General features: G+C 45.7%; 10 protein-coding genes. 4 read left to right on the top strand and 6 right to left on the bottom strand.

What is annotated here, in order from left to right; all coding sequences use genetic code 11:
• Window positions 1-44 precede the first annotated feature (44 nt).
• The 4 genes from coaBC to QUB10_RS14615 form a co-directional block, all read right to left on the bottom strand.
• A complete protein-coding gene (coaBC, locus tag QUB10_RS14630) occupies window positions 45-1,244 on the bottom strand; it encodes a bifunctional phosphopantothenoylcysteine decarboxylase/phosphopantothenate--cysteine ligase CoaBC (RefSeq protein WP_333203154.1) in 1,200 nt (399 codons plus the stop codon).
• 255 nt (window positions 1,245-1,499) lie between these two features.
• Window positions 1,500-1,712 carry a protein IsiD gene (isiD, locus tag QUB10_RS14625; RefSeq protein WP_006632739.1) on the bottom strand — a complete coding sequence of 71 codons (213 nt, stop codon included), beginning with the start codon at window positions 1,710-1,712 and terminating at the stop codon, window positions 1,500-1,502.
• 45 nt (window positions 1,713-1,757) lie between these two features.
• Window positions 1,758-2,381 carry an alpha/beta hydrolase gene (locus tag QUB10_RS14620; RefSeq protein ID WP_333203152.1) on the bottom strand — a complete coding sequence of 208 codons (624 nt, stop codon included), beginning with the start codon at window positions 2,379-2,381 and terminating at the stop codon, window positions 1,758-1,760.
• Window positions 2,382-3,007: 626 nt separating this feature from the next.
• Window positions 3,008-5,098, bottom strand: coding sequence for a CHASE domain-containing protein (locus QUB10_RS14615; RefSeq protein WP_333203150.1), 2,091 nt, complete (start codon window positions 5,096-5,098; stop codon window positions 3,008-3,010).
• Between the two features lie 152 nt (window positions 5,099-5,250).
• On the opposite strand from QUB10_RS14615, the gene QUB10_RS14610 reads away from it, so the two are divergent.
• A complete protein-coding gene (locus QUB10_RS14610) occupies window positions 5,251-5,475 on the top strand; it encodes a hypothetical protein (protein ID WP_333203148.1) in 225 nt (74 codons plus the stop codon).
• 1 nt (window position 5,476) lies between these two features.
• Here the strand turns inward: QUB10_RS14610 and QUB10_RS14605 are convergent, their stop codons facing one another.
• On the bottom strand, window positions 5,477-7,387 hold the full coding sequence (locus QUB10_RS14605) for an ATP-binding protein (protein ID WP_333203147.1): 1,911 nt from the start codon (window positions 7,385-7,387) through the stop codon (window positions 5,477-5,479).
• Window positions 7,388-7,797: 410 nt separating this feature from the next.
• Between QUB10_RS14605 and QUB10_RS14600 the strand changes: the two genes are divergently transcribed.
• Together QUB10_RS14600 and QUB10_RS14595 are read left to right on the top strand one after the other, a co-directional pair.
• Entirely contained in the window at window positions 7,798-7,995 is a 198-nt protein-coding gene (locus tag QUB10_RS14600; RefSeq protein ID WP_006632734.1) for a hypothetical protein, read from the top strand.
• A gap of 349 nt (window positions 7,996-8,344) precedes the next feature.
• Window positions 8,345-9,190: a cyanophycinase gene (locus QUB10_RS14595; protein ID WP_333203145.1), complete on the top strand. Its 846-nt coding sequence runs from the start codon at window positions 8,345-8,347 to the stop codon at window positions 9,188-9,190.
• A 161-nt stretch (window positions 9,191-9,351) separates the two neighbouring features.
• Here the strand turns inward: QUB10_RS14595 and QUB10_RS14590 are convergent, their stop codons facing one another.
• Complete coding sequence (locus tag QUB10_RS14590; RefSeq protein WP_333145102.1) at window positions 9,352-9,600, bottom strand: hypothetical protein; 249 nt, start codon at window positions 9,598-9,600, stop codon at window positions 9,352-9,354.
• An 842-nt stretch (window positions 9,601-10,442) separates the two neighbouring features.
• Here QUB10_RS14590 and QUB10_RS14585 point away from each other — a divergent pair.
• Window positions 10,443-12,095, top strand: coding sequence for an alpha-amylase family glycosyl hydrolase (locus QUB10_RS14585; protein WP_333203143.1), 1,653 nt, complete (start codon window positions 10,443-10,445; stop codon window positions 12,093-12,095).
• Window positions 12,096-12,174 lie beyond the last annotated feature (79 nt).

Here is a 12,174-nt window from a genome sequence, read left to right as displayed (position 1 = left end):
GCGACAAATCCGCAATTGGTAATATCATCGCAGTTCGATCGCCCTCACCCTTCCCTCACAAAATCTAACAATCGGTGAGCCATTTCTAGCTTGCTGCAAGGTGCTATTTCTACTTGCTTGCCGGCGGCATTAATTAATATTGCTTGATTGGTATTGCTGCCGAAACCAGCACCTATTTGATCGATCGGGTTTGCGGCAATTACATCGAGTTTCTTCGCCCGCAATTTCTCCAAAGCAGGCTTGACAATATCCCCAGTTTGTGCTGCAAACCCGATTAATTTTTGATGCGGCTGTTTCAATTTTCCCAACTCTGCCACAATATCCGCTACCGGTGCCAACGGTAAACAATTCGGGAGCGATCGCTTCGGCAATTTCTCACTACTGTACTCAGCCGGCTTCACATCTGCTACCGCCGCCGCCATCACTGTCAAATCCGCCTCGTGAAAGCATTGCAGCATCGCCTGCCGCATTTCTTCTGCACTCGCAACTGCGATCGCCCGCACACCTGACAGCGGCAATTCGCCAGTTATACTGTGTACCAGCGTCACTGTAGCGCCGCGGTGCTGTGCAGCTTGCGCCAAAGCTATGCCCATTTTGCCGCTGGAAGGATTGCCGATAAACCGCACCGGATCGAGGTGTTCCCGCGTTCCTCCCGCACTGATCAACACCCGAAGCCCCGCTAAATCTCGATCGCCCTTCGCATACAACAGCGATTCAATATGAGGCAAAATCTCATCAGGTTCTGCCATCCGGCCGACACCCGCGCGATCGCACGCCAGCATTCCCGCCCCCGGATTCGCAGCATGATAGCGCCGATAACTCAACACTTCCCGCCAATTCCGCTGCACCGCCGGCTGTTCCCACATATCCGTATTCATCGCCGGTGCCAGCAAAATTGGGCAATTAGAAGCTAAGACAGTATTAGTCAGCAAATTATCAGCAAAACCCCCCGCCAACTTAGCCAAAGTATTAGCTGTCAGGGGAGCAATTACAAAAACTTCCGCCCATTCTCCCAGTTGAATATGCAGGGGGCGCCCGTGACTTGGTTGCCAAAAATCTTTGTCAGTAAAAGCAGGATGGCGGCAGAGAGTAGCAAAAGTCAAAGGCGTTACAAACTCATCGGCCGCATCAGTAAGAATAGCTTTAACTTCCGCTCCAGCTTTCGCTAAAGTTGAAACTACTTCGCAAACTTTGTAAGCCGCAATCCCGCCACTAACGCCGATTAAAATTCGTCTGCCCTTCATGTCATACCATTTTAGATTTTAGATTTTAGATTTTAGATTTTAAATTGGGAATGACTGATGAATACCAGGGTTGAGAGCTGGCCTACATTCACATTCTTTTTGGAAACGGGTGTCATTTTTTCATAAAAAAGAATCAAGAAAGAAATTAAGATAAAAACAGACTCAAATCTCTAATTCATCTGTTTAATCTGCAACCAAATATGCTGCTAACTTCTTCCTCAATTCCGTCGAAATTTTTGAGCTAGATTTTTCAGTCTATGCTTCGTCGTAGGCTTCCATATCCAGAAGGTGGAGATAAGGTTCAACCAGCTCCGGCCGCTGAAAAGCAAGCGATCGCAACAAATGCCAATCATTCAATCCCTCAAAAGGATCTGTATAATCGTCAACTTCCAAACGGACAGCCAATTCTGCCACGTCCTGAGAAGTAAGTACAGCTATATCGCGCGATGCTTTGGTTAAAGTTTTCATTTTTTTCCCCTGCCCGAGACTTCCGCCATACTATATACTAAACCTTTAATCAGATTTCGACACAGTTTCTACAACAAAACTTCGCATTACCTCTATAACTTCCGGCAGAATCTCGTGTCCCATGTTAAATTCTCGATACTGCACCGCAGCTCCCCAAGCCGTCAAACTCTCGCGCGATCGCACAGCAGCACTAATGGGCACAATAGTATCTTGAGTACCGTGTACGATTAAAACAGGTGGCAAAGCACTCCCAGCAACTGGCGAAATCTGGTGTAAATAACCGCTCAGACAAATTAAACCGGCTACGGGCAAAGTCAATCCCACATCTAGAGTCATCGCTCCACCTTGAGAAAAGCCGCCTAAAATTGTGCGAGACAAAGGCACGCCCGTGCTGCTTTCCAAAGACAGCAAAAATTCCCTCAGCAATTGCCGGCTTTCTACCAATCCCTGAGCGTCTTTGCTTTGAAGGTTATACCACGCTTTGCCACTCGTTACCTGGGGATGGGGAAAGGGGGCATCGGGAAACATAAACTGATAATCCGGCAAATTGAAAAAGGGTGCTAAGGAAGTCAAATCGCGAGCATTAGCACCCCATCCATGCAAAGCGACAACCAAAGCGACAGGTTTGCGATCGGTTTTTGGCGGAATGCTAATAAATTGTAAAGACATCGTAGTTAATAATTGGTAATCTGGCATCGCTACAATTATAAATTGTCACGACGGCTAAAACCCCAGATATTTGTTTTCGGCAGTATTCCAGTGGGAATTAGCACGCGCTTGCTAATAACTATAATAGTTGACTGTTGACTGTTAACTGTTAACTGTTAACTGTTAACAGTTGACTGTTAACCGTTGAAAGTAGAGTGCGACATCGCACCTTTCCAAAGTAGAGTGCGGATAGTTCACCTTTTCTAAACAGGAATTAGGGAGCATCTCCTATTTGTAAAAACACTTCTTCTGGCTCCTTCCTTCTGCCTCCTTTCTTCTTCCTCTTTCCTCCTGCCTCCTGCCTCCTGCCTTCTGCCCCCTGCCCCCTCCTGCCTTCTGCCCCCTGCCCCCTCCGGCCTCCTATCTCCTGCCTCCTGTCTCCAATTTATAGCTGGGCTGCTTTCATTGAGATGCTCCCAGAAAGACTCCGCTAGAAGCGAGATTTGTTCCGCTAATTCCAATTGACCGAAAGCATCCAGGATACAAGCCCCCAGATTAATCTATGAAGAAATAAAAAACTTATATCCGATGAAACTTGCCGAACGTATTTATCCGTGGGGTCGCCTCTAAAATCTAAAATCTAAAATCTAAAATCGATTGACACCTACCGCAGGTAAAACCTTAGAAACAGATTGCTTAGACTGTTGTCGCACCGGCACCTCAATCCAGAATTCAGTTCCCTCTCCCGGAGCCGATACGCACCTGAGCGAACCTTGGTGTTTGTCCACTATTTGATAGCCGATCGACAATCCCAAGCCAGTACCTTTGCCTACAGGCTTGGTAGTAAAAAACGGATCAAACAAACGTTTTTTGACATTCTCCGTCATCCCCGTTCCGTTGTCAGCGATTCGCACGCATACACAATTAGAACTTAAAAGTTCAGTGCGAATCCTAATCTTAGGTAAAAAAGCCGAATCATAGGAAGTTTTACCATTAGGTAAAAATTTACTTTTTTCTTCATCTAAAACATCAATGGCATTGCTCAAAACATTCATAAATACCTGATTCAATTGTCCCGCCCAGCACTCCACTAAGGGCAAATTTCCGTATTCTTTGATGACTTGAATGCCCGGAAAACCAGGTTGGGGTTTCAGCCGACTATCCAAAATCATCAAGGTGCTGTCAATGCCTTGGTGAATGTCAACAGACTTCATTTCAGCTTCATCTAAACGTGAAAAATTCCGCAGAGAAAGGACGATTTGGCGGATGCGTTCTGCTCCCATATTCATAGATTTTAGGATTTTAGGCAAGTCTTCACTGATAAACTCCAAATCAATCTCTTGGAGTTTCGCTTGCACTTCGGGCGTTGGGTTCGGATATTGCTGCTGGTATATTTCCACAAGTTCCAGTAAGTTTCGCGTATATGCACCTGTATGGATCAGGTTGCCAGAGATGAAGTTGACAGGATTGTTAATTTCGTGGGCAACTCCAGCCACTAACTGCCCCAAGCTGGACATTTTTTCAGTTTGGATTAGTTTAAATTGAGCTGCCTGCAAATTTTTTAGTGCTGTTTCTAGTTCAGCGGTGCGCTGTTTTAGTTGAATTGTACGATCGTACACTTGCTGTTCTACTTTTGCAGTACGTTCTAGAGACATCAACAGGTAAATCGTCAAGCTGCCAGTCATCAATAGCCCGATCGCGCCAATTGCCAGCGAACCCTGATGCGTCCTCATACTGTTGTACCCCTTTCCAGGCAAAACTAACAGTTTCCACTGGCGGTCTGCTACGTTAAATAAGCGAGTGCAAGCACTAGGATTTTGACAGATTTTTCCCCGCAAATTAGTTAACTCTGGCTTTTCGTGTTTTGGGTTATCTATCAACTGCTTAGCTTGTGAGTCGTAGCGCACCAGAAAGCGTTCTTTCTCTATAGCAGAGTTGTCATAGAGGTAAAAATTAATCTTGTCTAAATTCAGCGATTCTAAAGAAGAATCGACCATACTGGTGATCTGAAACAGACCCGCAATAACTCCCATGAGGTTTTGGCGGCCGTTGACCGAGTTATCAGCAGAAGTTGTGCGGCGGGGTACTGGTAGAAATACTTGCAATCCCGGTTGATTGTTGCTGACTAATCTAATCCGCGCGGAAGCCGCTATTTTCCCGGTATTCACCGATTTCTCTAAAGCTGTTTTGCGCTCGGGGCTGGAGGCAACATCAAAACCGATCACTTTGTTATCTTCTTCTAATGCTTCTCTGTAAATAATTGGAAAGTATTCCGATCGCACTTTTGCTTTGACCTGCTTTTTGTCAGGAGTTCGCTCGTAAATTTGAAATGCCGGAAAACCTTCGGCTCGAATTCTCCGTTCGTAAGCTGCTTTTTGGGCCATCGGCACGCGCCGAATCCAGTTAACAGAATGTATAGCAGTATTTCGGGCGAGTGCAGGTTGAGTGAATTGCTTAAAATCTTGTCTTGTAACTTCAGTAGATGCGCTGTAGAATGCTTCAAGTGAGTACAGAAATTCTAAATTTTTGTTGATGCTTTGCTGCAATGCCACATTCAGGCGATCGGCTTGCTGATGAAATTCAGCTTGCATTCGTTGGTTTTCCGAATGCCACACGACGGCTGCTGCTGCCAATGACAAACTCGTACCGGTGCAAAGAGTCAGCACTGCTGGAATGTAGCGACGGTGCGACAGTAAACTTTCGGTCAGCGAATTAAACCAATTGCTCGCAACATTCATATTCCCACACCTTCTGCCACCGGAGTGCAATTCGTTTAAGGACTTGTGAATTTCCTTGATAGCACGATCGACAGCGCACAAACCAGATTGTCTAAAAACTTATGATAGCAGGAATATGACTTACCCCGATCAACCGAATTTCTACGAAAATATTGATTTGGGAACGAGAAACCTGGGAAGAAACCGGGTTTTTTACCAATAGTGCATCCACGGCTGAGGAATTGAAACCAATTGTAACTAAGTGTAACGAAGCGAGCTCCAATCTGCGCGCTCCCCAAGTTCCTGCCCCGGAAGCACCCGCGAACGAGAAAAAGCCTTTATCGGGTGGGGCGGGTACTCAATACCCGCCCTATAAAGCCAACTTAAATGTGGAATAGCTTACAAAACAGTCCCTATTTCCTTCAAATAAACCCGTGTAAACGGTTCATCATCCCCCAGAGTATACTGTTCGATCAACCCTTGGCGGCGAATAGAAATACTATTTCCTTCCCTCACCACAACAGTATCATCATCCGTGCTTTCTCTGACCAACATCATCTCTGTTTCCCCCGGATTGTCCAGCACCACCATATTGCTCCCCCGATAAAACATTCCCTCAGCTTCCAAAATATTTCCGGGATATTCAGCAATTAACAAATCGAGCTTGGGATTCCGCAGCAAACTTTGCACGTTAAGATTGTAATTGTTATTCAAAACTTTCTCAGAACGGTTGACAAAAAGTCCCCCACGACAAACAGCACCGATCGTCCAATCGGGATGCTGCAATAGAATGTGGTCGATTGTTTCTTGCAGATCGTGCACCGAAATTCGGTTGAAAGTAATAATCGGAATTCTGGCGGATTTTCCCGAGTCAAAGAAAGTTTCGATAATATGCGAAGGCACATCAACACCCTCCCCGACAGCCGGGTTTAGGTGCATAAAAATTCCCGGCGCGGCATTGATTTCGAGAATCCCAAAATTGCCTGTTTTCCAAGATTTGGCGAGAGTTTCTGTTACCACATCAACCCCCAAACAAGCTAACCGAAAATGTAGGGCGATATCTTGAGCCAAAACAATGTTATCCGGGTGAATATTGCGGGTAGCGTCGATGCTGACGCCGCCTGCGGAAAGATTAGCGACTTTGCGGAGATACACAATGCGATCGCGCTCTAGGACACTATCCAATGACAGCCCTTGTTCTGCCAGATACATCTCCATCGCTTCGTCGGACTGAATTTTGCTCAGGGCCGAAGTTGGCGTATCCAAACGTTGGGATTTGCGGTTTTCACGGCGGATCAATTCGCGAATTGTTGAGTCGCCATCACCTGTTACCCAAGCAGGTCGGCGTTCAGTTGCCGACACAAATTTGCCATCAACGCACAACATCCTAAAATCCGATCCTTTGATGCTGTTTTCCACAATTATTCGCACCGGCTCTGTTTCGGGAATTGCCTTAACAGCTCTTTTAAAAGCGGCCTGCAATTCCTCACCATCTCGGACATCTGCTGTGACGCCAATTCCTTTATGACCGACTACTGGTTTGACAGCAACTGGATAGCCAATGTCTTTAGCAACTGCCAGAGCTCCGCTTTCTGTGGAGACGATATCGCCTTTGGGGACAGGAAATCCTAATGTAGCGAGAAAAGCTTTACAATCGTCTTTGCGCGTGGTAAAATCTGAGTCTAAATGGCTGTCAGAATCAAAAGTAGTTGCAGAGCCGCGAACAAGTTTTTTGCCGTACCCGTATTGCATCAATCCTTCATCCCACAAATAAAATACGGGAATGCCTTTTTGAGATGCCGATCGCATTAATGAATAAACTGTCGGGCCTCCGTAAACTGACTGCCGGAACATATTTTGCAGCGCGTCTATGTGTGATTCCAAGGGAAAGTCTTGATTTTGATTGATGGCTTCAAACCAATCCCAAACAGCGTAAACTACGGCTCTGGCGCTGCGGGCGTGAACTGCTTCTATGCTGATTCTGTGAAAGTGAGAAAACGGCTTGATGTTCCAGTGTTGGAAGTGCAAACCCATGTCGAGTTTTGCTACTTCTGAGGCGGTACGAGCGAACAGTTGGGCATGGTTGGAGAAAGTTTCGTGCAGCAGTTGCGGGTAGCGATCGCCAATAATTTCCTGGTAATGTGCGATCGGCAAAGGTTCGCTCGCGCCCGTCACCGCTAAATCAAAAACTAAAGCCGCGGTGTCTAAATAAGGGTTTGGCCCCATATAGTGTTTGAAATTGAAAACATCAAAAATATCGGTTTTTCGAGCATTGATGCGTGCTGTTTCTGTGCTTTTTTCTTGCAGCATTTTCTAACCTCCTTTGAGCTAATTTTTTACGTTAGCTTTATAGTCGGTGCATGGGATACTACCTGCGGGCATAGATATTATTGCACTGCTCAGTTGAGACAAATACTCCGGCCAATTCTGCCTCAGCATTGCGAGAGTGGGGGGAGTGGGGGAGTGGGGGAGTGGGAAAGTAGGGGAGATGGGAGAGGGGGAGAGTGGGAAAATATTCCTTCTTCCTTCAACATCTGACTAAGCATTCATGACTAAGTATTGATGACTAAGTATTGATGACTAAGGCTAGATAACTAAGCACTTATGACTAATGACTACTTCTTTCCCCCCTCCCAAAAAAAAGCTATAACTTTTGAGAGGTACACTCTGTACTTATAATTGTTTATGACAGTGAAAGAAAATTTAAGAGGCAGCAAATTATGAAGATCGCACAAACTGCTCTCAGGGACAAAGTTCACCACTTAGCTGAGGAAGCCTTTCACCGGAAGCTAATTTCTGGCTACGGCGATGGTCAAAACAGCAACGAATATCAGATTGTCTGGAACGGCAAACCCAGGCACCTCCCTTTAGAACGGGCGAGTACCATATTGAGCAATTTGATCGAGCGATCGCACTAACGGGCGATCGGGCTAATTGAGGACTTACGCTCATCAATCCGATTTCTACGAGCAATCAGAGGAGGATTAGCGAAGAAGCGGATCAGAAACCGGATTGATCACCGCGCGCGCGTGGGCCCTGTAATTTAAGCTCATTGGTTGACCCCCCCTATCTCCTGTTAGGGGGGGTAAGTTTGTTTTGTCTGTCGATCATCAAGGATGAGTAAACTCCCATATCACCCTTGCTGTGTGCGTCCTGCAGGGGTAGAAGTCTGAGAGGTTTTTGGTATCTATATATACCTTTTGGCGGTTTTCGGAAAAAGGAATTTTGTGTTTTAGTGAAGTTTAATAAATTAAAAGTGGAGATAATATGGCGAGCAACGAAATTCAGGGGAAGTTGCTAATTATTGGTGGCGCGGAAGACAAAGAGGGGGACTGCAAAATTCTGCGGGAATTCTTGCGCTGCGCCGGAGGAACTAAAGCCCGCATTGTAGTGATGACGGCTGCAACAAGCCTGCCGGGAGAAGTAGGAGATAATTACATCCGAGTGTTTGAGCGACTTGGCGCTCAAGATGTGCGAGTTGTTGACACCCAGAAACCGGAAGATGCCAACAATCCAGATTATTTAGAAGCGATCGAACAAGCGACCGGCATATTCTTTACCGGCGGAGATCAAGCGCGGATTATTAGCTGCTTGAAAGACACAAAACTCGACGCAGCGATGCACAAACGCTACTCTGAAGGGATTATCATTGGCGGCACCAGTGCCGGCGCGGCAATGATGCCAGACATGATGATTATTGAAGGAGACTCCGAGACAAATCCCCGCGTTGATGTGGTAGCAATGGGCCCTGGAATGGGTTTCCTCCCCGATGTTGTCATCGACCAGCATTTCGCCCAACGAGGTCGTCTGGGACGCTTAGTTTCGGCACTCTTGCTGCAACCGGCCGTGTTGGGATTTGGTATTGACGAAAATACAGCTATTTTAGTCCACGGTGACGAGTTGGAAGTCATTGGCGAAAGCGCTGTAACTGTCATCGACGAGTCGGAAAAACTCCACGACAATGTAGATGGACTTTTGAAGGATGAGGCTTTGGCGATTTGCGGCGCCAAGTTGCACATCCTCCCCCACGGATACCGGTTTAACTTGAGAACTCGCCAGCCGGTGCTCCATAACCTAGCAATTACAGCAGACAGGGAAACGGCGATCGCCTAATTTACTTGCAACTGGCAAACATCTTAAAATTATCTAAGGTGAGCACTGCAAACCTTACCCATTCTAGCAAGTAGGATGGTTAAAAACCCAGTTGCTCTCTCCACAAGTAATAAAAAGAAGAGGATTTTTCCTCTTCTTTTATTGCTGCGGTTTCGGGTTTTTTAAGCACTTTTCTGTTCGCCAAAAATCGACTGCTGCCCTTCTGCAGTCGATATTAAATTCCACCCTTGAGTTCTCAGCTTCTGATATGTTGCCCATCCCTTAGAACCGCCCGGTTCCCGGTAGTCGGATACAGCGAACTGCGGAAAAGCTGTATAAGGCCGCCACCCCTGACGGGCATCGGTGCGTAAGTGCAATATCTTTTCTCCATTGCGTCCCAATCTGGGCAACCAACACATTTGTTTTAGCATTTTTAACACTCCAGAGTTTTACAGTAACGGTAATTCGCCAACATCCCACATTAAACTTTTAGAGCCTTAGAGCCACTGCTCGGAATATCTAACGGGTAACAGGGACGAATGAGATTTTCACCAATTACCAATTACTGAGGTAGCAGCAGTCGTTAAAGCTGATGAAAGGTTCTACAAAGTTTACCCGTCACAAACTATAAAACAAGTAATCCCAAGACATAAGCAAAAATAATCATTGCTATTCTCGGCTCAAACTTGGCTTAAAGTCGCGGGAAAACCCAGTTGAATAAAGGATTCATGGTTCGGGTTTCCCTTGCCCTATAATTACACGCTCATCCTCGCTCTTTCCGCATAAAATGACATCTTTCTACGGTATTATTCCTGTAGCGTAAAAAATGTTTCTTTAGTTACAAATGTTAAATTTTCACCACGATTTATCTAGTTATCAAAAGTTAAATTACTTTTCATACAATACTTCGGACAGTTTTTGATAGCCAACCGTAGAATAAGGGTTTCAAGGCTCTAAGGCAAGTTCGCTATCAACGGAAAATCAAGGCTTTCAGACTACGAACTCAAAACAGTCCGCACTATTGTTCATAAACAGCGCTTAATAATTTTTAGTTACTTTCACTACATTTTTGATTAAAATCAGGTTTCCGGGTGCCTAGGGGTGTACCTTACTCAATCGCTAGGGTTCGCACTACTAAATCTTCCGGCTGCGCCCCCAAGTACCTTACAAAATAAGAGTTAGAGGTTTAACTCTTAAGAACGATGGCGACAGATTTACCCAATTGTAAAAATCAATACTAATCAAACTTATAAGTTCTGAAAACAAGGTATTCATGGCCGCTGCAATTGAATTCAAACTCTTCGCTCCCAACAACAAAGCAGCTACACTGCTCGGCTCGTTTTCCCAATGGGAAGAAGTTGTCTTAGAAAAAGATGACAAAGGTTATTTCCGCACTAACATTAAGTTAGAAGACGGTAAGTATCAATACAAATTCCGAGTTCAGTCGCAAAGTCCATGTTTTGAACCGGACGAATGGGTAGAAGTCAATGACCCCTACGCGACTGAAATTGACCGCACTACTAATACAAGTACAGTTCGCATCAAAGCAGGCGCGCGAATTATTGATACCTATGTTTGGCAGCACGACGACAAAAAACTCCCCGAAAATGAAGAATTAGTCGTTTACGAACTGCACGTTGCTGATTTTTCCGCCCCAGATGGTTCCGACAGTTGCAGTAAATTCCAGCATGTGAGGGAGAAATTAGATTATCTGTGCGATTTGGGGATAAATGCGATCGAACTAATGCCAGTTAATGAATATCCGGGCGATTATAGCTGGGGCTACAAAGTCCGCGATTTCTTTGCCGTAGAGTCCAGTTACGGCGCAACCGCAGATTTGAAGCAATTGATTGACGAGTGCCACGGACGGGGCATTCGGGTGATTCTGGACGGGATTTATAACCACTGCGATGAAGAATGTCCCTTATTGCTAATCGATCGCAATTATTGGTACTACCGCGACAAACACTATCCCGAAGATCCCGCTAACTACTGGGGCCCGGAGTTTAACTACGAAAATTTCGACCCAAAACTCGGCATTCGTCCCGCTTGGAAATTCATCGGCGATGTCGTTAATTTCTGGATTCAAGAATATCATATCGACGGCATTCGCTACGATGCTGTGCGGCAGTTGGACAATCGAGATTTCCTGCACTGGATAACTCGTGAAGCGAAAAAAACCGCCGGTAACAAGCCATTTTACAACATAGCAGAACACATTCCCGAACTTCCCGAACTCGTCGCTGCAGACGGGCCGATGGACGGGTGCTGGCACGAAAGTTTTCGCATTTTTGCCATAGAAAATCTGGCGGGGAAGACTTTCGATATCGAAAAGCTCAAGCAAGTTCTAGAACCCAAACAACAAGGCTATCAAAACACAACTAATGTGATCAATTATTTAGCCAGTCACGACCGTGACCACTTGCTGGCCGAAGCCAGCTTTCGGGATATCGCTCAAGAAGCGGCTTTTAAACGCGCTAAATTGGGAGCGGTTTTGTTAGTGACAGCAGTAGGAATACCGATGCTGTGGATGGGCGAAGAGTTTGGACAATCCACTGGGCAAACTCCCAACCAGCCGAATAAACTGCAATGGTCTTTGTTGAAAAATCAGCCAAATCATGAGTTGTTGGAATACTACAAACACGTGATTCGGCTGCGGGAAAAAATTCCGGCACTTTATACCGAAAACATTGAATTTATCCACGAAAATCCCGAATCCAAAGTGCTGGCTTACTATCGCTGGAGCGATGAGGGAACGCGAGCAGTAGTTGTCGCTAATTTTTCGGATACTTATCTATCTGATTACTGCATTCCTAAGTTTCCGGCGGGAACTTGGCACGAGTGGATGTCTAACAAAATAGTAGAAGTTGGGGAAGAAGGGTTTAAGTTTGATTTGCCGGAATGGTCAGCGCAAGTATTTGTCTGAGAGTGGGAGAATTATGTCTCCAGGCAGATGATCGGCACAGTTGTACAACAGTAAATTGTATTTAGGATGGGCGCACCCA

This window comes from Microcoleus sp. B5-D4 (genome assembly GCF_036705145.1).
Lineage (GTDB): Bacteria > Cyanobacteriota > Cyanobacteriia > Cyanobacteriales > Microcoleaceae > Microcoleus.
This window is presented reverse-complemented; position numbering and strand designations above follow the sequence as displayed.